This is a genomic window from Haloarchaeobius sp. FL176, from assembly GCF_024609245.1.
In the GTDB taxonomy this organism is placed as follows: Archaea; Halobacteriota; Halobacteria; order Halobacteriales; family Natrialbaceae; genus Haloarchaeobius.
Window position 1 is genome coordinate 164,498 of sequence record NZ_JANJYH010000002.1, and the last position, 20,368, is coordinate 184,865.

Sequence of the window (20,368 nt, forward strand, 5' to 3'; positions counted from 1 at the left end):
CTGTCGTAGGGGCAACCGATATCACCGTTCGAGTGCGCGCGCGAGCAGTTCGACCGGGGTCGGCGGTTCGCTGCCGTCGCCGTCGTCGACGAGCACGTCGCGGTCCGCGAGCTGGGTCCGACAGGACGCTCCGGGCGCGACGACGCGGTCGCCGGGACTCTCGTCGACCTGGTCGTAGAGGATGCGGGCGATTGCGGCGCTCATGCCGCGGTGTTCCGCCTCGTAGCCGAAGCTGCCAGCCATCCCGCAGCAGGTGGAGTCGAGCGGGTCCACGTCGTAGCCCGCGCGCCGGAGCACGCCGACGGCGTGGTGGTCTTTCGCGGTCGCCTTCTGGTGGCAGTGACCGTGGTAGGTGAGCGACTCGCCGGGCGCGTCGAACGCGATGCTCTCGTCCAGCCGGAACGTGTCGAGGTACTCGCAGACGCCGTAGGTCGCGTCGGCGAGGTCGCGCGCGGAGGCGCCGCCGAGCAGGTCGAGGTAGTCCGACTGGAGCATGACGGCGTTCGATGGCTCGACCAGCACCACGTCCCAGCCGTCGCGCACCCGCGGTGCGAGCCGGGCGACGTTCTCGCGGGCGGTCGCCCGGGCCGCGTCGAGCAGTCCCTTCGAGTGCGCCGGTCGACCGGTGTCGCCGACGCCGTCGGGTACCTGCACGTGGACGCCGGCGGCCTCCAGCACGGCGACGGCAGCCATCCCCGCATCGGGGTCGGTGTAGTTCGTGTGCGTGTCGGGGTAGAGCAGCACCTTTCGGTCTGCGTCGTGCTCGGGAACCGCCGGGCCGCCACGGGCCGCGAACCGCTTCCGGAACGTCTTCCGGTGGAACGTCGGGAGCGACCGGTCGGCGTCGACGCCGAGCAGTCGCTCGCCGAGGGCACGCGCCGGCCCGAGGTCAGCCAGCCAGTTCGAGAGCGGTGCGAGGGCGCTACCGACCCGTGAGAGGTCGTGGATGCGGCCGAACAGGCGGTCGCGCAGGGGGACGCCCTCGCGCTCGTGGTGCTCGTGGACGACCTCGGCCTTGAGCTTCGCCATGTCGACCTCGCTCGGGCAGTCGTGGGCACAGCCCTTGCAGCCGATGCAGAGGTCGAGCACCTCGTCGACGAACTCGTCGCCGAAGCCGTCGTCGGGGAGGTCGCCGGCCATCGCCGACCGGAGCATATTCGCGCGACCGCGGGTCGACGTGATCTCCTCGCGGCTGGCGCGGTAGGTCGGGCACATCACGCCACCGGTGGTGTGCTGGTCGCCGCGACAGCCGCCACAGCCGTGACAGAGCTCGACCATCCCCTGGAAGCCGTTCTCGTTCTCCCACTCCAGCTCGGGTTCGAAGCCGGCGTCGAACGTGTCGTCGGGGCCACTACGCAGGTTCTCGGTCATCGACACGTCGCCACAGACTTGGCCCGGGTTCAGGAGCCAGTCCGGGTCGAAGGCGGTCTTGAGGTCGCGGAACGTCTCCCAGAGGTCGTCGCCGTACAGCTTCCGGTTCCACTGGGTCCGGGCGCGCCCGTCTCCGTGCTCGCCCGAGACGGAGCCGCCGAGGTCGACTACGAGGTCGGTGACGGCGTCGGCGATGGACTCCATCGACTCGACGCCCGCCGTCGTCTTCGTGTTCACCAGCGGGCGGACGTGGAGTACGCCGGGCCCGGCGTGGGCGTAGAAGCTCGCGAAGGTGTCGTGGTCGTCGAGAATCTCGCGGAAGCCCTCGACGAACGCCGGCAGCGAGTCGGGCGGGACGGCGGTGTCCTCGATGAACGAGATGTGCTTCGCGTCGCTGGTGCGCGAGAGGAGGATGGGGAGGCCGGACTTGCGGAGCTTCCAGATCTTGGCGCGCTCGGCGTCCTCGTGGGCCTCGAGCGCGTCGAAGGCGCGGCGCTGGTCGTCGCTGCCGGCACCGTCGTCGGAGCCCTCGCCCGCCGCGGGCACACGGTCTGCGAGCAGATCCCCGACCGCACGCTCGCCCGCGGCGTCGTCGTCGGCGTAGAACTCCACGAGCAGCGTCGCCCGGGTCCCAGCCGGCAGCCGGCCGGCCACGTCGGCGAACTCGGCGGTGTCGCGTGCGAGGTCGAGCAGCACCTCGTCGACGAGCTCGACGGCGGCGGGGTCGTGGTCGAGGATGGCCGGCACGTCCGCCATCGCGGTCACGAGGTCGTCGTAGCACAGCAGCGCGAGCGACTTCGTCGCGGGGACGGGTTCGAGCGACACCTCGGCCTCGGTGACGACGGCGAGGGTGCCCTCGCTCCCGCAGAGCAGTTTGGCGAGGTTGACCGTGCCGCCGTCGGCGTCGGGTTCGCCCACGTCGCGACTCGCCCCCGCCGCGTCCGCGACGAGCCAGTCGAGGTTGTAGCCCGAGACGTTGCGCTTCAGCTCCGGGTAGCGCTCGCGGATCCCGTCGGCCTCCTCGTCGAGCACCCGGGCGACCGCGGCGTGGATGCGGGCCTCGAGGTCGCCGTCCGGGTCGGCACGCTCGCGGAGCTCCTCGGTGGATATCTCGCCGAACTCGGTGACGGTACCGTCCGCGAGGACGACCTCGCAGGACTCGACGTAGGCGTCGGTCTTACCGTAGCGCAGCGAGTGCGCGCCCGTCGAGTTGTTGCCGATTGCGCCGCCCAGCGCGCTCTTGTCGCCCCACGCCGGGTCGGGCGCGAACTTCAGCCCGTGGTCGGCGAGCCGGTCGTTCAGGTCGCCGAGGCGCACCCCGGGCTGGGCGCGGGCACGACGTGCGTCGGGGTCGAGCGATTCGACGGCGTCCATGTACCGCGTGAAGTCGAGGACGACGGCCTCGTTGACGGTCTGCCCGGCCAGCGAGGTGCCGCCGCCACGCGGGAGCACCGGGATATCCTCGTCGGCGCAGTAAGCGACGACGGCGGCCACGTCGGCCGTCGACTGCGGAAAGACCACGCCGACGGGCAACTGCTCGTAGATGCTCGCGTCCGTCGCGTACAGCTGGCGGGAGTAGGAGTCGAAGCGGACGTCGCCGTCGACCCGGGCTGAGAGTGCGTCGAGGAGGTCGGGCCGGGCCACGTCGTCGCTCCGGTAGTCGTAGGTCGCCGCCGCGTCGCGCGCGTCGAGGGGCGCGTCCCGGTCGACGACGTCGGGGTCGCTGGCCATGGCGGAGACTGGGGAACCCAGCGGTGTAAAACGTGGCGAGTGCGGCAGTCCTGTCGGCCGCGCGCTGGCGTGGTCTCGGGTCAGCCCGGGCGGCTGGTCGCCGCCGCTCCGGCTCAGTCGGCGTCGGCCCGGCGAGCCTCCTGGCGGTGGCGACGGGCGAGCGCGACCAGCCGGAGCCCGGCGGACTCCAGCCCGTCGTAGTCGTCGCTGGCGGCCGCGAGCCGGGCAGCGTCGAGCGCTTCGCCGATGTCCTGGGTAGCCATACGTCTCGATAGGGGGAGACCACACATAACGGCCAGCCAAGCGCGGTGAAAGTGAAAGTGGACGGCTGCGACGGCCCGGTTGCCGTCCAGAGACGGGGCGGCGACCGCTGGTCGGTGACGCCGGTCAGGCCGAACGATTAAAATGGTCCTGTCCGAGTTTGAGAGTAGGATGGGACCGCTGACAGCTGTCAAACGCCGCCTCCAGGGGGTCGTTCAGACACGGGAGTTCGGGGGCGAGTACACGTGCCGCTCCTGCGAATCACGGTTCGACGTTCAGTACCACACCTGCCCGAACTGCGGCAGCTACAGCGTCGAACGGCTCGACTGGTAGGCACCCGGCGGCGTCGGTCCGTCGTCCCGCCGACTCCCGGGTCGGTCCCTGTCACGTCCCTCGTTCAGACCATGACCCACTCCCTGCCGTCGAGCGCAGCCGGGGGGGTCAGCGTCACCGTCGTCCGCATCTCGTTCTCCGTGACGATGGTCAGTCCCCCGTTCGTCAGCCAGGTGATCCCGGCCGGGCCGTCCTCGGCACCCGCACGGATGGCCTCCACCGCGACGAAGACGTGGAACGTGTCCGTGTCGTCGTTCAGCACGGGTGCCGAGTCGTCGCTGTCAACCGGTGCGGCGACCGAGAAGTTCGTCGCGTTCGCGGTGCGGTTCGTGAAGTTCAGCGTCGCCGTCGTGTCGTCGTCGGTGTAGTGGATGGTCGCGTTCCGCAGGTCGCTCTCGTTGGTCCCCGAGCCGAGCTTGACGCTGAGGCGGACGTACCGGACGCTCTCGCCGTCGTCGTCCACGCGACCGACCTCGTTGACGACGTTCACGCCGGTCCCGATGTCGGCGAGGGTGGACTCCGTCTCGTCCTGGGCCTGCAGTCGAATGGCGTTCGCCCCGCCCAGCAGCGCACCCGACGCGATGGCGGCGACGACGACGAGCGCCACGAACATGACGAGGGTCCCGATGCCGGCCTGGCCCCGTCGTTTCATACTCCTCACACGACTCGGCGGCCACATAGTTCTGTCCGCCGGACTGTCCGGGCTACGTCCGGGCGACGAACTCGGCGATGTGCTCGGCCACCCGCTCGCCGGCGTCCTCCTGCAGGAAGTGTCCGGCCCCCTCGACCCACACGTCCGGCTGCTCGCTCGCGGTCGGCAGGAACTCGCGCAGCGGGTCGCGGTTCGGCCCGGTGATGGGGTCCGAGTCGGAGAACAGCACGAACGCCGGCTGCTCCCAGTTCGCGAGGCGCTCGCGGGTCGCCCGCATCACGGCCGCGCCCTCGTCGTCGGGCGACAGCGGGACCATCCCCGGCCACGTTCGGACGCTCGCCTTCACCGCGTCGGTGTGGAACGGCGCGCGGTAGCCGTCGAGCACGGCTTCCGGGAGCTCGGTCGCACAGCCCGCCTCGACCAGCCGCCCCACGTCCAGCTGGTCGGCGGTCTCGACCATCTCACGGAACTGGTGCCACACCTCGGGCATCTCCTGTGTCCCGTCGGGAATGCCGGTGTTCATCGGGACGATGCGGTCGAACCGCTCCGGGTGGTGCGCCGCCGCCGCCAGCCCGAGGATACCGCCCCAGTCCTGGCAGACGAGGGTCAGCCCGTCGAGATCGAGCTCCGCCAGGAACGCCACCAGCCAGTCGAAGTGACGGTCGAAGGAGTAGGCGTCCTCGTCGGTGTACTTCTCCGAGCGCCCGAAGCCGACGAAGTCCGGCGCGACGACGCGCCCGTGCTCGGCGAGGCCCGGAACCATCTTCCGGTAGAGGAACGAGTAGGTCGGCTCGCCGTGCAGGCAGAGGAACGTCTCCTCCCCCTCTCCCTCGTCGACGTACGCCATCTCCGGCTCGCCGACGCTGACGTACTCGGCGTCGTAGTCGTCCCCCGGTAACCCCTCGAATTGTTCTTCGGGTGTCCGCACGAGTTCCGTCATGGCGTGAGCAACTCTCGCCGGCGTGAAAACGGTTCGGCCGCCACGCGTCGCTGCTCGACTATTGTTCCTCGAAAAGTGGGCCGACTCGGATTTGAACCGAGAGCCTCCACCTTATCAGAGTGGCGCTCAACCTGATTGAGCTATCGGCCCGAGGTCTGCGATTTTGAGTTGAGTGCTGGAACGTTTAAACGTTTCTTTCTCGCAGTCCATCGCCACGCCGTCGCACGCTCACTCCTCGAACTCGATGTCGTAGGCGTCGTCGCCGAGATCGTACACGTCGTCGTCGTTGCTGTCGCCGCCCGCGTCCCCGGAACCAGCGCCGGGGCCGCCGGAGCCGCCGGGGCCGCCGAAGCCGCCACCGCCGCTCGCACCGCCGGCGTTCTCGAACGGGTCCTCGCCCTCGGGGAAGCCGTAGGTCCAGACGTTGCCAGTTGCCATCCCGCCGACCTGTTTGTCGACGTACGGCGTGACGACGTACTTCTTCAGGACGACGCGGATGGGCACGCGGGTGATGGGGATAGTGAGCAGGACGCCCAGCGTGTCGGTGACGAACCCCGGCGTGAGGAGGAACGCCCCGGCCGCGATGAGCAGGCCGCCGTCCATGAGCTCGTCCGTCGGGGGCTTGCCTTCGACGAGTTTGCGCTGTATCTTCCGGATGGTCCTGCGCCCTTCGGCGCGGACGAGGAACATCCCGACGAGCCCGGTCAGCACGACGAGCGCGACTGTCTCGATGGGGCCGAGGAAGCCCCAGGCCGCGATGGCAACGAGCAGGATCGCATCGAGCAGGGGGATGAGCAACAGCAGCCCGATAACCCGGAGCGTTCGCATGTCCGGGTGTAGCGGGCCACCCCTCAAAGCCCTTTTTCTATCTACGGGCGGTGAGCAGCAGATTTTTCAGTCGGTTTCGGTGATTACTGTCCATGAGGCGACTGGTTCTCGCGCTGGTACTCCTCTCGCTGCTCGCCGGCTGTGCCGGGTTCGACGGTGGAGGGACGACTGCCCCGACCGCGGAACCGACGGCCACGGAGTCGGATGCTGGCACGCAGACGACAGCGTCGTCCCAGGCGACAACGACGACGATAGCGACTCACACGGCGACCACGGGTTCCCTTGAGGTCGATGTCCGGGGTGACGAACTCCCGGTCGACGCCCGACCAATCGCCGAGTACGTCCAGCGCGTCCAGCCGAGCAACGTCTCCTCGGTGACGGTGACCGTAGACCGGCGAAACGTGTCCGCCGTCGCCTCGGAAGGGGGTACCTCGGGACTTCACTACGTGTTCGCCCGTCCAGAAGTGACGTCTTTCCCCGCTGGAGGCGGTGTTCTCATCGGAAGTGGCGGTCCGGTCAACGTCATGTACGAACCGAACGCGTCGGAGTCGGTCATCGCGAACGTGCTGGCGCACGAACTCTCACACCGATATCAATCGGACGGTCGACGAGAGCTGTTGCTCGACGAGTTCGGCCGCGAGTACCTCCAGACGACGGACGGAGGGGACGTCCAGAGAGCACTCGTCGAAGGTGGCCCGACCTACGTGGCCGACACCTACGCCGACGAGCACCTGTCCAACTCGCCGAACCTGAGCGAGGAGATCACGGCGCGCTGGGACGACTTCGGAATCGTCCGTCGTGTGCTGTGGTCCGGTCACTACCTCGGCGCGGCCTACTTCCACCAGCGCATCGACTCCCCGCAGGGGCTCGACGAGGTGTACGCCGACCCGCCGCGGACGACCGAGCAGGTCCTCCACCCCGAGCGGGACGACGAACCGCCCCGGAACCTCTCCGTGAGCGCGAACGTCTCCGCGTCGGCCTGGGAGACCGGTCGCCGGGACGTGCGTGGGGAGCTGTACACCCGCATCCTGCTCGGCCCCGCGCTCGGCTCGGACCGCGCGGCCGAGGCAGCCGCCGGCTGGGGGATGGACCGCGAGCTCGTGTTCTTCCAGGACAGCGACCAGGGCCACGCCTGGGTGCTCCGCTGGGACGACGCTGCCAACGCCACCGAGTTCGAGGGCGCGTTCGAGGAGTTCCTCGACCGCCACGCGAACGCGACCGACGGCCGGTGGAGCCACGATGGCTACGCCTTCGACCTGGTGCGCGTCAGTGACGAGACGGTCATCGTGCTCTGGGGCGACGCCGGCTTCGTCGACGGCGCGACCGTGGCCGGCGACGACGGCAGCATCACCGTGACGCCGCCGACGGCCAACGAGAGCGTGCGCCGCGTGCCCGTCCTCGGGTGACGACGAGGTCCTGACTTTCCACCACCGGCGCGCGGCTGGCGAGACTGTGCGACCGTAGGGAGCACGTCGAGCCATTCCGTGCGAGGGATGAGCGAGGGAGGCTGCGACCGAGCGAATCGGCTGGGGAGGCGTGAGGGGGTGGTGGTGTGTGGATGGGACTGAAAGGGGCGACGTTCTCGGCGAACCCCGACGAAGCAAGCACCGCCGGCACGAGGAGCGGTCACGGGACGCTCCGCGTCTCGTGAGCACACCGGAAATCTCCGATTTCTGGGGACGCAGCGAGTCGCGGGAGCCGAGAACCTCGGGGCTTTCTGACTGTTTTAGACGCTACCTCTGTACGAACTGTGAACCCATCACCCTCCAACAAGCACCGACAACACGCAACCCTTAGGCACGCACACCCGAACCCCAAATCATGGACGACTCCGCAGTCGAAACACGCGTCGAGTGGCGGGAGTGGGGTCAGGATGCCTTCGACGTGGCCGAACGAAAAGGACAGCCAGTCCTCCTCTCGCTCTCGGCGACCTGGTGCTCGCACTGTCACGAGATGGACCGCGAGACGTACGACGAGCCGCGCATCGCGGCGAACGTGAACGACGGGTTCGTCCCGGTCCGGGTGGACGTCGACCGCCACCCGCGAGTCCGGGACCGCTACAACATGGGGGGGTTCCCGTCGACGGTGTTCCTCACGCCCGAGGGTGAGGTGCTCACGGGTGCGGGGTACCTCGGCGTCGACGGGATGCGGCAGGTGCTCGACTCGGTGCGGGAGATGTGGGACGGGCGCGGCGCGGACGCCGGGCGAGTCCCGCGCTCGCTGCAGGGCACCGACACGCCGGCCGGGGAGCTGACGGCCGACATCGAGTCGAACCTCGTGGGACAGCTCCGCGCGGCGTACGACGAGCACGCGGGCGGCTGGGGCGAGGCGGAGAAGTTCCCGATGCCCCGTACGGTCGAGTTCGCGCTCAAGCGCGAGCAGGAGCAGGCGCTGCGGAGCCTGAACGCGGTGAGCGCGAACCTGCTGGACGACTACGAGGGCGGGTTCTTCCGCTTCGCGGGCAACCCGGACTGGACCGACGTACACTACGAGAAGGTGCTGGACACGAACGCGGCGCTGGTCCGGGCGTTCGCGAACGCCTACCTGCTGACGGGGAAGGAGGAGCTCCGCCAGCCCGCGGCGTCGACGGTGGATTACCTGACGACGACGCTCTGGACGGGCGAGGCCTTCGCGGGCAGCCAGGCCGCGGGCGAGGGTCGTGACTACTACGCGGCGGAGGCGAGCGACCGCGAGTCGATGTCGGCGCCGCCGGTCGACGAGACGGTCTTCGCGGACTGGAACGCGCTCGCTGTGGACGCGCTGCTCACCTACCACGGCTACACTGACGACGAGGGCGCGCGGCGGTACGCCGAGCGGGCGCTCTCCCATCTCGTCGCGGACCTCGTCGACGACGGCGTCGTGACCCACTACCGGACCGGGGACGAGGCGGGCGCGTCGGGGCTACTCGTCGACCACGCGCGAGTCGTCGGCGCGCTGACGAAGGCGCGGCAGGTGCTCGGGCCGGACGCGCTCGCTAATGCTGACGACGACGTGGACCTGACGGAGACTGCGCAGGCGGTCGCCGACCACGCTATCGAGACAGTCCGGTCCGAGGGCTCCTTCGTCGACGGCCCGTCGGCGGGCGTGGGTCTGCTCGACCGGCCACTCCGCCCGCTCGACGGCAACGTCGAGCTCGCCGACGCGTTGCTCGACCTCGCCGTCCTGACCGGGGAGGACCGCTACCGCGAGGTGGCTCGCGACACGCTCGCGGCCTTTGCCGGTGCGGCGGACCGCTTCGGTGTGCGGATCTCGGCCTACGGCAGCGCGGTGTCGCGGCTGCTGAACGAGCCGCTGGTCATCGCCGTGACCGCCGACGCGGGCAGCGACCTCCACCGGGCGGCGCTCCGGATGGCCGACCACGAGAAGGTCGTCGTGCCCGCCGCCGAGGGCTACGACGAGCCCGACGCGGCGTACGTCGTCCGCGGCGACGAGACGAGCGAGCCAGCCACGACGCCGGAAGAACTCAGCCAGCGCGTCTCCGAGCAGGTGCGCTGAGCCAGCGAGAGGCACCCCGGCGTCGGGTCGACCCGACGCCTGCATGCGGTTCGGGACGGCGGTCACTGAAACAACTACCGTTGTGTTTATGGTTCTCCACTGTGAGAGGGTTTATTATGGCGAGTTTGAGGGACCTGGGTCTGTCGGAGTACGAGGCGAGAGCCTACCGAGCGCTCCTGAACACTGGTCCGACAACGGCCAAAGAGTTGTCCCGGGCGAGCGACGTGCCGATGGGCCGCATCTACGACGTCCTGAACAGCATCGAGCAGTACAACCTCGTGCGGTCACAGACCGCGAGCCGGCCGAAGAAGTACGTCGCGGTGGAGCCCTCGACCGCGCTCGACCGCCTCCTCGACGACAAGAAACGCGAGCTGGAGGAGAAAGCCGAGCAGTACGAGAACATCGTCGACGAGCTCTCTGACGAGCTCGACGCCGCCGAACCCGTCGAGGAGCAGTTCTGGACCGCCTCCGTCGGCGAGGCGGAGACGACGGACCTGCTGCTGGAGCGGCTCACCGCCGCGGACGAGCGCATCATCATGGTCGCCTCGACGGCGTCGCCGCAGTTCGACGTGAGCGAGGTCGGCGAACGCATCGTCGAGGAGCTGGAGGAGGCCATCGAGCGCGGCGTCGACGTCGACGTGCTGCTCACCCGCGAGATGGTCGCCTCGCTGTCGGAGGAGGTCGGCCGCCGCTACCGCAAGCGGCTCTCCGGCGAGGACGCGTTCCAGGTGCGGACCAGCGAGGATGTCACGGGTACGTTCAACCTCATCGACGACATGGAGGTCGTCATCCAGGTGCCGAACCCGCTGGGCTCCCGGGAGACGTTCGCGATGATCGACCTGAAAGACCCCGAATTCGCGGGCGAGGTGTACGGCGAGTTCGAGCCGACGTGGCAGGACGCCGAGCCGCTGAGTTTCTGAGTGGACGACTCCTGCTGTTCGGGAAAGGTACTTACCAGTAGAAATGGACATCCTCCGGTATGAGACGCCGCCAGGCCCTCCTCGCGATGACCGGCGTGCTGACCTCACTGACCGGGTGCTCCATGCTGTCGTCGCGGTCCGGGACGCTCGACCTCTCCGTCTTCAACCACGACGACAGCCCCTACACGGTCTACGTCGAACTGGTGCGTCCGGGTGGGGATCGTTCGAGGAGCGAGGCGGTGGTCTACGACGCCCGGTTCGAGGTCCCAGCCGACGATGGAGAGACCCGTGAGGCGGTCGTCGAGAAGCAAGCCTACATCGCGAGATACGACGCGTACGAGGACGACACCTTCCGGACCGACCAGGACCACTTCCACTACTACCCGACGGACGGCGCGGACGACGACTTCGTCGCGTTCGACATCGACGGGGAAGGGACGCTGACGCATCGATGACCAGCTCACTCCACCTGCTGGTAGAGCGCCACGGCGACCATGCCGAAGCCGACCGCCAGCGCGGTGGCCTGTCCGAGTCGCCGTGCCGCGGGGTCGAGGCCCAGCAGTCCGTCGGCGACGCCGACCGCACCGACGGCTGTCAGCGCCGCCAGCCCGACCGCCAGCCAGCGGAGCGGTCGCGAATCGGTCCGCCGGTGCGCCCGGTAGGCGACGTGCGTGACGACGCCGCCGAGCGCGACGGAGACCGCGTTCGTGAGGACGACGAACGGTGTCGTGGAGACCATCGTGGAACGGGGACCCCGGCCGGGTCACCCGAGGAGGTACTGGAGCGGCCGGTTCTCCTGTACCACGTCGATGTCCTCGAGGTAGGTGTCGAGCCCGAGGATGCGCCCGGCCCCGAACGCGCCGAGGCCGAACAGCAGCAGCGCGTAGACGATGTGGGAGTCGATGACGATGCCGTTCTCCAGCGGCAGGCTGGCCGCCCAGTAGAACAGCATCATCACGGCGCCCCAGAACGCGCTGAACCTGACGAACGCGCCGAGCAGGAGCGCGAGCCCGACGAGCGTGAGCCCCCAGGCGTTCAGCGGGTCGATGAGCCAGAGGTACTCGTTGGCCATGGTCGTCCACATCCCGCCGAAGGGGTTGCCCTCCGGGATGGCGTTCAGCAGGAAGCCCTCGGCGGACCAGCTCGCATCGAGCACCTTCGTGATACCCGCGTAGAAGAGCGTCCAGCCCATGATGAGCCGGAGCGCCAGCAGCGAGTAGCCGACCCACGTCTCCGAGTAGTTGAACCGGGTACTGCGTCCGAACAGCTCGGTTTCGAGTTCGTTGGTTGCCATGGTCGCTCACCTCTACATGTGAACGTGGTCGGGGGAACCTCTTCAAGCGGGGTTCCGGTTCCCAGACGTTGAAAAGCAAGGATACGACGGGGTTGCGGTGAGTTCGCCGGGCGAGACCACCGCATCCGGAACGACTTTGCCCACGGCAGGCGGGGCTGGGAACATGACCACAGCGGCCGACCGCGTCCTCACGAACGCGGAGGTACACACGCTCACCGACCCCGACGAGACGTACGAGGCCGTCGCCATCCGCGACGGCGAGGTCGTCCGGCTCGACAGCACGTACGAGATCGAGTTCCTCGTCGGCGTCGACACCGACGTCGTCGACTGCGGGGGACGAACCGTGATTCCGGGGTTCGTCGACGCACACACGCACATGCAACAGCTCGGCCAGTACCAGGTCCACGCGGACCTCTCCGGGGCGGGCTCGGTCGACGAAGCGGTCGAGACGCTCGAAAGCGACGCGAAGGACGACGGCGACTGGCTGCTCGGCTTCGGCTGGGACGAATCGGAGTGGGACGAGCCGCGCTACCTCACGCGCGACGACCTCGACCGCGTCAGCGACGACCGCCCGGTCGCCGCGGTCCGGGTTGACATGCACACGGCCGCGCTGAACTCCGTCGCGCTCGACCGGCTCGCCGACGCGATGCCCGACGAGGACGTCCGCACCGACGCCGGCGAGCCGACCGGCGTCGTCGTCGAGGACGCCGTCGAGCCGGTGTGGGACGCAATCGACCCCGACCCCGCGGAGACGCGCGAACTGCTCACGGCGGCGGGGGACTACGCCCACCGCCACGGGGTCACCTGCGTCCACGACATGGTGCGAGAGTCCCACGCACCCCGGGTGTACCGGGACCTCGACCTCGACGACGAGCTGGACCTCCGGGTGCGCATCAACTACTGGAGCGACCACCTCGACGCCGTTCGCGAGGCGGGGCTGCGGACGAACCACGGCAGCGAGTTCGTCGAGGTGGGAGCCATCAAGTCGTTCACCGACGGGAGCTTCGGCGGCCGTACCGCGAAGCTCTCGGACTCGTACGCCGACGCCGAGGGTGAGACCGGGACGTGGGTGGTCGACCCCGACGAGCTCCGCGACATCGTGGACGAGGCGGACGCCGCCGGGCTCCAGTGCACCGTCCACGCCATCGGCGGCGAGGCGGTCGAGGAGACGCTATCGGCGTTCGAGGCGACCGAGGACCCCGGTGCGGCCCGCCACCGCGTCGAGCACGTCGAACTCGCGACCGACGAGCACGTCGAGCGCTTCGCCGAGACCGGCATCGTCGCCTCCTGCCAGCCCAACTTCCTCCAGTGGGCACAAGAGGGCGGGCTGTACGACCAGCGCCTCGGCGAGGAGCGCCGGCGGCGCTCGAACCGCTACCGCGACCTGCTCGACGCCGGCGTACACCTCGCGTTCTCGAGCGACGTGATGCCGATGGACCCGCTGCTCGGGGTCTCCTACGCGGCCAGCGCGCCGAGCGAACACCAGCGGCTCACCGTGACCGAGGCGCTCCGGGCGTACACCCTCGGCGGCGCGTACGCGGGCTTCGACGAGGACCGTATGGGGACCGTCGCGGTCGGGAAGAAGGCCGACCTCGCGGTGCTTGAGGAGTCGCCGTGGGACGGCGACGCCGAGGCAATCCGGGACATCGACGTGGCGATGACGGTCGTCGACGGCGAGGTCGTCTACGACGCACGCTGAACAGCCGCGGCGTGCGCCGCGGCCCCGACCACCCACCGTTTTCAGTCGCGAGGCTGTCGTCCCGACCATGGTCCTCGACTCCCTTCGGGACAGCCGCCGGCTCGCGCTCGGCGTCGGCGTCGCAGCCGGTCTCCTCGCCGCTGCCGCCGCCATCGGACTGACCACCGTCGGGCTCGATGTCGTGTTCGCACTGACTGTCGGCGTCTCCGGGACGACGTACTACAGCCTCCACTACTGGGGGCAGTTCCCGGCGCAGTCCAACTTCTGGCGGGCGTTCCTCCGCATCTTCTCGCTGCTGCTGCTCGCGACGACGTTCGTCCCCGATGCCGTCCGGCTAGTCGACGGGATCACCACGCTCGCGGCTCTCTTCTCGCTCGGGGTGCTCGGCCAGTATGGGGCGATGCTCGACGGTGCGGGTGCCGACGAGCTGGAGTGAGCGGTCCGTCAGAGCGCCAGCAGTAGCCACAGCGTCCCCATCCCGGCCGCCAGCGTCCACGCCATGCTCTCGGTGCGCCAGGCGACGGCGGCGGCGACCCCGCCGGCGGCGACCTTCGGCGTCAGGAGCGCGAGGCTCCCCTCGGGGGCGACCAGCGACGGGAGCACCAGCGCCGCGAGCGCGGCAGCGGGCACGAGTTCGAGCGCGCGCTCGACTCGCGCCGGCACCTCGTCGACCCGTCGGAACAGGACGAGGAAGGAGCTTCTGACGAGGTAGCTCCCGACGGCGGCCGCGACGAACGCCGCCCAGAGGACCGGGTCCGACGCCGAGGTCATGGTTCGGCCTCCGTGGGGTCGTCGTCCGGTTCCATTCCGTCGGCGTCCGGTTCCGCCCCGTCCGGCTCGTCGCTTCCCTCGGGGTCCGCAAGGAGTCCGACGCCGACGCCGGCGAGCGCGGCGACGACCAGACCGAGGTCGAACGGCATGCCGAGGCCGGCGACCGCGCCGACGCCACCGACGGCCGCGGCGACGACGCCGCCGCGGTCCCGGACGTTCGGGACGAGCAGCGCGAGGAACAGCAGCGGGATGGCGAACTCGAGGTGCCAGGCCGGCGGGAGCTCGGTCCCGAGCGACGCGCCGGCGGTGACGGACAGGGTCCACGTCAGCCACAGCGGGACGGCGAGCCCGAGGTAGTACGCGCGCCGGTCGGGCGTCTCGTCGGCACGGAACGCCGGCACCGAGAGGGCGTAGGTGACGTCCAGCAGGAAGAAAGAGAGGACGAGCCGCCAGCGTCGCGAGACCGAGCGGACGTACGGCGCGAGCCCGGCGCTGTACATCGCGTAGCGCAGGTTGACGACGATGGCGGTGAGGACGGCGACGACGACGGGGGCGTCGCGGGCGAGCAGCTCTATCATCGCGAGCTGAGCCGCGCCGGCGAACAGCAGCCCGGCGGACCAGAGCGCGGTGACGGGGTGGAGACCGAGGTTCGCGGCCGCGACGCCCACGACCAGTCCGAACGGGACGTTCGCCGGGAGTGCGGGGAGGACGGCACGCGCACCGTCGACGAACGCCGAACGCGCGGTCGAGGTCACGTCTCGCACTCGTCCGTGGGGCTCCTGTCGGTTGTGGTTCCGGCAGTCCGACCGCCCTATCCGTTCGTGTGAATCGGTGTCGTGAACGCCGGCCAAGAGAGGTTCCGAGTCGCCATCTGCCCTCTTTGAAGAGAAAAGTTATTCAATGTCTGGTACAGAGTTGCAAGTCACCCACAGGTGGACAAACCGTGCCAAGAATGGAAACTGCGGACTTCGATACGGAGCTCAGTCTCTTCAAGTACGACAATCTGGAACAGCTTCCGCCGGAGTACCGCGACCTCGACGAGGCCGAACGAACCGAACGCATCGAGGCCGCGAAGGCGGCACTCGGCGACGACGTGGTCATCCTCGGCCACAACTACCAGCGCCGCGAGATCGTCGAGCACGCCGACTTCATCGGCGACTCCTACCAGCTGAGCAAGGAAGCCGCCGCGGCCGACGCACCCTACGTCATCTTCGGCGGCGTGACGTTCATGGCGGAGTCCGCCGACATCATCACCGACGACGACCAGTCCGTCATCCTCCCGTCGATGGAGGCGTCCTGTCCCATGGCCGGGATGGCCGAGGCGCTGCAGGTCGACGCCGCCTGGGAGGAGATCACGACCGCTGCGCCCGACGCGAACATCATCCCCATCACGTACATGAACAGCTACGCCGACCTGAAGGCGTTCTGCGCCGAGCAGGGCGGGCTGGTCTGTACGTCCTCGAACGCCCACCGCGCGTTCGAGTGGGCGTTCGAGCGCGGCGACAAGGTGCTGTTCCTGCCGGACAAGCACCTCGGCGAGAACACGGCCCACCGGCTCGGCATGCAGGACGACGTGGCCGAGTGGGACCCGTGGGACCCCGAGGGCAAGGACGCCGAGCAGGTCGCCGAGTCGGACATCGTCCTCTGGGACGGCTACTGCCAGGTCCACGAGCGCTTCCGCGTCGACCACATCGAGCAGGTGCGCGACCAGCACCCCGACGCGAAGGTCATCGTCCACCCCGAGTGCCGTCGCGAGGTCGTCGAAGCCGCCGACAAGGCCGGCTCGACGGCGACGATCACCCAGACCGTCGAGGACGCCGACCCCGGCGACACCTGGGCCATCGGCACCGAGATTCACCTCACGAACCACCTCTCGCGCTGGCACCCCGAGGTGAACGTCCTCCCGCTGTGTGGCGACGCCTGCATGGACTGCAACGCGATGCGCCAGATCGATCCGAACTACCTCACCTGGGTGCTGGAGGAGCTGGTCGAGGGGCGCGAGCGCAACGTCATCGAGGTCGCACCCGGGGAGAAGGACCTCGCGAAGGTCGCTCTCGACCGGATGCTGGAGGTCTGACCGATGCGAGAGACTGACGTCCTCGTCGTCGGCACCGGCATCGCGGGCTGTGCGGCCGCGCTCGGCGCTGCACGCGAGGGCGCCGACGTGCTCGTCGTCACGAAAGCCGAGAAACCCGAGGACGCCTCCTCGGACTGGGCGCAGGGCGGCATCTCGACGACGGGCACCGACCCGGAGACGTTCAAGCAGGATATCCTCGACGCCAGCGCCGGCACCGCCGACGAGGAGGCCGTGGACGTGCTCGTCGAGAACGCCGACGAGGCCGTCGCGGACGTGCTCGTCGACACACTCGGCGTCGACTTCGACGTGGAGGCGGACACCGACGAGTTCGACTACACGCGGGAGGCCGCCCACTCCGAGGAGCGCATCCTCCACGTGGACGCCTCGACCGGCCGGCACATCCTCCGGCCGTTCCTCAACTACCTGGCGGACCACGACAGCGTCGAGATTCTGGAGGACACCGCCGCGCTCGAACTCGTCACCCACGAGGGGCTGGTCCACGGCGCGATGCTCGACACGGAGACGACCGGCGAACCCGTCTACGCGGGCTCGACGGTCCTCGCGACGGGCGGCATCGGCGACCTGTTCGAGCGGAGCACGAACCCCGCCGGCTCGACCGGCGACGGTATCGCGATGGCCGCGCTGGCGGGCGCGGACGTTGCGGACATGGAGTTCGTGCAGTTCCACCCGACCGCGTACGCCGGCGACGACCCGTTCCTCCTCTCCGAAGCGATTCGCGGCGAGGGCGGCCTCCTGCGGAACGGCGACGGCGAACGGTTCATGCCAGACTACCACGCGGACGCCGAGCTCGCCCCCCGCGACGTGGTCGCCCGTGCCGTGCAGGACGAGATAGACGCAACGGGCGAGGTCACCCTCGACGTGTCGACGCTCGACGAGCCCTTCGACGAGGCGTTCCCGGACCTCGCCGCCAAATGCGACGAGCGCGACGTGGACTGGACCACGGGGATTCCGGTCGCGCCCTGCGAGCACTTCCTCTGTGGCGGCGTCGACGTCGACCACGAGGGGGGCACGAGCCTCGACCGGCTGTACGCGGTCGGCGAGTGCGCCCGGACGGGCGTCCACGGCGCGAACCGCCTCGCCAGCACGAGCCTGCTCGAAGGGCTCGTCTGGGGGCTGCGTGCCGGCGAGGACGCGGTCGGCGTCGAGCCCGAGGCCGTCGAGGCCCCGGAGCTGCTCGACCGTGACCCCGACCTGCCCGAGCGCTTCGCCGGCGAGAAGTTCCACCGGCTCCGCCGGACGATGGACGAGTACGTCGGCCTGCGTCGGACCCCCGGAGACCTGGGCCGCGCGCAGGCCGTCCTCCGGCGGCTGAAGGGTGAGGTCGACGCCTACGTCCGCACCCGGACGGCGCGTGACCTCTACGAGCTGCGGAACGCGAGCGTCACCGCGCTGCTCGTCGCCCGCGCCGCCGCGGAGAACGAGGAGAGCGTCGGCTGCCACTACCTCGAGCAGCCGGCGGCGGCAGGCCAGCACTGATGCTGCACGACAGTCAGGTCGAGGCGTGGCTCCGGGAGGACCTCGGCCACCACGACGTGACCAACGAGGTGCCCGGCGAGACGACCGGTCGCCTCGTCGCCAAAGAGTCCGGCATCGCGGCCGGCCTCGACGCCGCCGCGCGCGTGTTCGACTACCTCGACGTGGCCGTGACCGAGCGCGTCGACGACGGCGCTCGTATCGACGCGGGTGACACCGTACTCCGCGTCCAAGGGCCGGCGAAGGCCGTCCTCCGCGGCGAACGTGTCGCGGTCAACGTCGCCGGCCACGCCTCCGGCGTTGCCAGCCGGACCCGCCGCGCGGTCGACGCCGCCCGCGAGGTCGACGACGACGTGCGCGTCGCCGCGACCCGGAAGACGACGCCCGGACTCCGCGAGCTGGAGAAGCGTGCGGTCGTCGCCGGCGGCGGCGACACCCACCGGCTCGACCTCTCGCACATGGTGATGGTGAAGGACAACCACGTGGCCGAGATGGGCCTGGAATCGGCGGTCCGGCACTTCCGCGACCGCGTCTCCTTCGCCACGAAGGTCGAGGTCGAGGTGGAGTCGCCCGAGGACGCCCCGCGCGCCGCCGACGCCGGCGCGGACGTGGTCCTGCTCGACAACATGAGCCCCGAGCGGACGACCGAGGCGGTCGACCTGCTCCCCGACCGCGTGCTCGCCGAGGCCTCGGGCGGCATCACCGTCGACGCCGTGCCGGCCTACGCGACCACCGGCGTCGACGTCATCTCGATGGGCTCGCTGACCCACTCCGCCGCGAGCCTGGACTACTCCTTCCGTACGGGCGGGGACTGAACCCCGCGAGGCAGCGGTCGGGTTCGTCGCGCTTTCCCTCGCGTGCCATCGTGTCGAGCGTCGCTCTCGTGACCGATAGCCGTGGTTACCGCGTCCGTATCGGTTCGGTGTCGTCGTCCCGCCGGCAGGGGGAAAACGTTACACGGGAATCCCCCGTACCCGTTGGCATGTCAGCGGAGAAACGGACGCCGCCTCGCATCGTCGCCGTCTCTGTCGGTGCTCTCTGCAGCGTCGCACCGCTGTCCGCCGTCACGCTGCTGAGCGGCGCGGCCACTCTCGCTGCCTGGTTCGGCATCGGGCCGCTCGCAGGACCCGTCGAGATGGCCCTCGCGGCCCTCGCTGTCGGCCTCGGTCTCGTCGTGGCCTCGGTCGCCGTCGACGTGTCGTTCGACGGTGCCGACGGCGTCCGCACGGCGGGCCGCTGGTCGGCGGTCCGCCTCGTTGCCGTCTGGAGCGTCGTCCTCGCCGCAACCGTCGTGATGCTCGACCTCGCCGTGGTCCTGCTGCTCGCGGTGCCCGGCCACGGCTACTCGCAGTTCGTCGCGGTCATCCCGCTCGCGTTCCTCGCCGCGTTCGCCCTCGCCGCCGTCCGAACGCTCACCGCGTTCCGCGACGGGCTGGCGAGCGCGCGCTGAGGGCTACTCGGTTCGGACCGCGACCACGTCGGCCCCCTCGATGGTGGCGACCAGTTCCTCGTTCCCGCCCGGCACCCGGACCGTCACCCGCCACGGCTCGCGCGACTCGATGGTCGTGTACCGGTCGCTCACGCAGAGCGACAGCTCCCAGAACGGCGGCTTGCGCAGGTCCTCGCCCCGGTTCCGGTGGAACGACACCACGTCGGGGTGGTCGAGCAACAGCATCCCGAACGACGGCAGCACCGAGAAGTCACAGCGCGTGCAGTCGAACGCCGGCAGCGCCTCGTACCCCCACTCTGGCGGGATGTCGGTGGTCACGTGGCCGTCCATCGTCGCGGTACACTCCGGGCAGACGCCGTCCGCGGCGAAGGAGACGCGGTGACGGACCAGCCGGTCGAACGCGTGGAGCACGTCCGCGAGTGAGCGCTCCTCGAAGCCGCCCGGCGGGAAGTCGTTCGCGGTCAGGGCAGTCTCGCAGGCGGCACAGCTGATTGCGAGTCGCTCGTCGGCGTAGCTGGCCCGGAGGTCGGCGTCCCCGCACTGGGGACACGTCCCGTCGATGGGTTCGTCCGTGAGTGCGGCTCGCTCGGTGAACGTGCCCGCCCTGATGGCGCGGACGACCTTCCGGGCGGGGTAGCGGGGCCGGTAGCCGTCCTCGGTCCCCTCGACGAACTGGTCGCGGAGCTCCTGCAGGTGGTAGTTGAAGTGCGCGGAGTCGCGGGTGTCGACCTGTTCGTGGAGCGCCGAGAACGATACCGGCTCGCTCCCGTAGCCTTTCGCATCCGTGAGCTCGACGAGGCCCTGGAGCGTCTGGAGGCGGGTGCCGTCGCTCAGCAGTCTGAACGCCTCCGTCGGCGGGAGCGTGTTCTCGTCGGCGTTGGTGTCGTCTTCCTCGGTCGGCATCCGGGTCGTGTTCCGGTTCGGGTCTGGCGGGTAAAGTGGTCCGGGTGTCCGTGACGTGTTTCGAACGGGCTACTGGAACAGCCAACACGGATGCAAGTGCGGGAATCGAGACGACCGTCCAGATTCTTGTCACGTGCGGTACAAAACCG

At 69.7% G+C, this 20,368-nt stretch carries 21 protein-coding genes and 1 tRNA gene; 11 read left to right on the forward strand and 11 right to left on the reverse strand.

All coding sequences use genetic code 11. The annotated features are described in order from the left end of the window. Positions 1-21: 21 nt before the first annotated feature. Together NO978_RS03970 and NO978_RS03975 are read right to left on the reverse strand one after the other, a co-directional pair. Positions 22-3,102 carry an FAD-binding and (Fe-S)-binding domain-containing protein gene (locus NO978_RS03970; protein WP_257298226.1) on the reverse strand — a complete coding sequence of 1,027 codons (3,081 nt, stop codon included), beginning with the start codon at positions 3,100-3,102 and terminating at the stop codon, positions 22-24. Positions 3,103-3,215: 113 nt separating this feature from the next. Continuing rightward, positions 3,216-3,365 carry a hypothetical protein gene (locus NO978_RS03975; protein WP_257298227.1) on the reverse strand — a complete coding sequence of 50 codons (150 nt, stop codon included), beginning with the start codon at positions 3,363-3,365 and terminating at the stop codon, positions 3,216-3,218. 169 nt (positions 3,366-3,534) lie between these two features. Between NO978_RS03975 and NO978_RS03980 the strand changes: the two genes are divergently transcribed. Next, a complete protein-coding gene (locus tag NO978_RS03980; protein WP_257298228.1) occupies positions 3,535-3,696 on the forward strand; it encodes a hypothetical protein in 162 nt (53 codons plus the stop codon). Between the two features lie 64 nt (positions 3,697-3,760). On the opposite strand, the gene NO978_RS03985 is transcribed toward NO978_RS03980, so the two are convergent. From NO978_RS03985 to NO978_RS04000, 4 genes are all read right to left on the reverse strand, one after another. Further along, the gene (locus NO978_RS03985; RefSeq protein ID WP_257298229.1) at positions 3,761-4,348 is read right to left on the reverse strand and encodes an archaellin/type IV pilin N-terminal domain-containing protein; all 588 of its coding nucleotides are present in this window, start codon (positions 4,346-4,348) and stop codon (positions 3,761-3,763) included. Positions 4,349-4,400: 52 nt separating this feature from the next. Next, the gene (locus NO978_RS03990) at positions 4,401-5,288 is read right to left on the reverse strand and encodes a haloalkane dehalogenase (protein WP_257298230.1); all 888 of its coding nucleotides are present in this window, start codon (positions 5,286-5,288) and stop codon (positions 4,401-4,403) included. Positions 5,289-5,364: 76 nt separating this feature from the next. Next, a tRNA-Ile gene (locus NO978_RS03995) sits at positions 5,365-5,438 on the reverse strand. A 78-nt stretch (positions 5,439-5,516) separates the two neighbouring features. Further along, positions 5,517-6,116, reverse strand: a complete 600-nt coding sequence (locus NO978_RS04000; RefSeq protein ID WP_257298231.1) for an FxsA family protein — start codon at positions 6,114-6,116, stop codon at positions 5,517-5,519. Positions 6,117-6,208: 92 nt separating this feature from the next. Here NO978_RS04000 and NO978_RS04005 point away from each other — a divergent pair, with 92 nt between their 5' ends. The 4 genes from NO978_RS04005 (at position 6,209) to NO978_RS04020 (ending at position 10,986) form a co-directional block, all read left to right on the forward strand. Further along, positions 6,209-7,522 carry a hypothetical protein gene (locus NO978_RS04005; RefSeq protein WP_257298232.1) on the forward strand — a complete coding sequence of 438 codons (1,314 nt, stop codon included), beginning with the start codon at positions 6,209-6,211 and terminating at the stop codon, positions 7,520-7,522. Between the two features lie 415 nt (positions 7,523-7,937). After that, complete coding sequence (locus tag NO978_RS04010; RefSeq protein WP_257298233.1) at positions 7,938-9,611, forward strand: DUF255 domain-containing protein; 1,674 nt, start codon at positions 7,938-7,940, stop codon at positions 9,609-9,611. A gap of 116 nt (positions 9,612-9,727) precedes the next feature. Further along, the gene (locus NO978_RS04015; RefSeq protein ID WP_257298234.1) at positions 9,728-10,531 is read left to right on the forward strand and encodes a TrmB family transcriptional regulator; all 804 of its coding nucleotides are present in this window, start codon (positions 9,728-9,730) and stop codon (positions 10,529-10,531) included. A gap of 59 nt (positions 10,532-10,590) precedes the next feature. Continuing rightward, positions 10,591-10,986, forward strand: coding sequence for a hypothetical protein (locus NO978_RS04020; RefSeq protein WP_257298235.1), 396 nt, complete (start codon positions 10,591-10,593; stop codon positions 10,984-10,986). Positions 10,987-10,991: 5 nt separating this feature from the next. Here NO978_RS04020 and NO978_RS04025 read toward each other — a convergent pair whose 3' ends face one another. Beyond that, positions 10,992-11,270: a hypothetical protein gene (locus NO978_RS04025; RefSeq protein ID WP_257298236.1), complete on the reverse strand. Its 279-nt coding sequence runs from the start codon at positions 11,268-11,270 to the stop codon at positions 10,992-10,994. 24 nt (positions 11,271-11,294) lie between these two features. Then, positions 11,295-11,825: a DoxX family membrane protein gene (locus NO978_RS04030; protein WP_257298237.1), complete on the reverse strand. Its 531-nt coding sequence runs from the start codon at positions 11,823-11,825 to the stop codon at positions 11,295-11,297. A 163-nt stretch (positions 11,826-11,988) separates the two neighbouring features. On the opposite strand from NO978_RS04030, the gene NO978_RS04035 reads away from it, so the two are divergent. Together NO978_RS04035 and NO978_RS04040 are read left to right on the forward strand one after the other, a co-directional pair. Further along, entirely contained in the window at positions 11,989-13,524 is a 1,536-nt protein-coding gene (locus tag NO978_RS04035) for an amidohydrolase (RefSeq protein ID WP_257298238.1), read from the forward strand. A 67-nt stretch (positions 13,525-13,591) separates the two neighbouring features. Further along, the gene (locus tag NO978_RS04040; RefSeq protein ID WP_257298239.1) at positions 13,592-13,960 is read left to right on the forward strand and encodes a hypothetical protein; all 369 of its coding nucleotides are present in this window, start codon (positions 13,592-13,594) and stop codon (positions 13,958-13,960) included. Between the two features lie 8 nt (positions 13,961-13,968). On the opposite strand, the gene NO978_RS04045 is transcribed toward NO978_RS04040, so the two are convergent. Together NO978_RS04045 and NO978_RS04050 are read right to left on the reverse strand one after the other, a co-directional pair. Beyond that, the gene (locus tag NO978_RS04045) at positions 13,969-14,295 is read right to left on the reverse strand and encodes an AzlD domain-containing protein (protein WP_257298240.1); all 327 of its coding nucleotides are present in this window, start codon (positions 14,293-14,295) and stop codon (positions 13,969-13,971) included. Continuing rightward, positions 14,292-15,050, reverse strand: coding sequence for an AzlC family ABC transporter permease (locus NO978_RS04050; protein ID WP_257298241.1), 759 nt, complete (start codon positions 15,048-15,050; stop codon positions 14,292-14,294). The genes NO978_RS04045 and NO978_RS04050 overlap by 4 nt, the downstream gene beginning before the upstream one ends. 188 nt (positions 15,051-15,238) lie before the next feature. On the opposite strand from NO978_RS04050, the gene nadA reads away from it, so the two are divergent. The 4 genes from nadA (at position 15,239) to NO978_RS04070 (ending at position 19,316) form a co-directional block, all read left to right on the forward strand. Next, positions 15,239-16,372 carry a quinolinate synthase NadA gene (gene nadA, locus NO978_RS04055; protein WP_369684100.1) on the forward strand — a complete coding sequence of 378 codons (1,134 nt, stop codon included), beginning with the start codon at positions 15,239-15,241 and terminating at the stop codon, positions 16,370-16,372. A gap of 3 nt (positions 16,373-16,375) precedes the next feature. Then, positions 16,376-17,869, forward strand: coding sequence for an L-aspartate oxidase (locus tag NO978_RS04060; protein ID WP_257298242.1), 1,494 nt, complete (start codon positions 16,376-16,378; stop codon positions 17,867-17,869). After that, on the forward strand, positions 17,869-18,681 hold the full coding sequence (nadC, locus tag NO978_RS04065; protein WP_257298243.1) for a carboxylating nicotinate-nucleotide diphosphorylase: 813 nt from the start codon (positions 17,869-17,871) through the stop codon (positions 18,679-18,681). The genes NO978_RS04060 and nadC overlap by 1 nt, the downstream gene beginning before the upstream one ends. A 167-nt stretch (positions 18,682-18,848) precedes the next feature. Continuing rightward, positions 18,849-19,316 carry a hypothetical protein gene (locus NO978_RS04070; RefSeq protein ID WP_257298244.1) on the forward strand — a complete coding sequence of 156 codons (468 nt, stop codon included), beginning with the start codon at positions 18,849-18,851 and terminating at the stop codon, positions 19,314-19,316. A gap of 3 nt (positions 19,317-19,319) precedes the next feature. Here NO978_RS04070 and NO978_RS04075 read toward each other — a convergent pair whose 3' ends face one another. After that, complete coding sequence (locus NO978_RS04075) at positions 19,320-20,219, reverse strand: helix-turn-helix domain-containing protein (RefSeq protein WP_257298245.1); 900 nt, start codon at positions 20,217-20,219, stop codon at positions 19,320-19,322. Between the last annotated feature and the right edge of the window lie 149 nt (positions 20,220-20,368).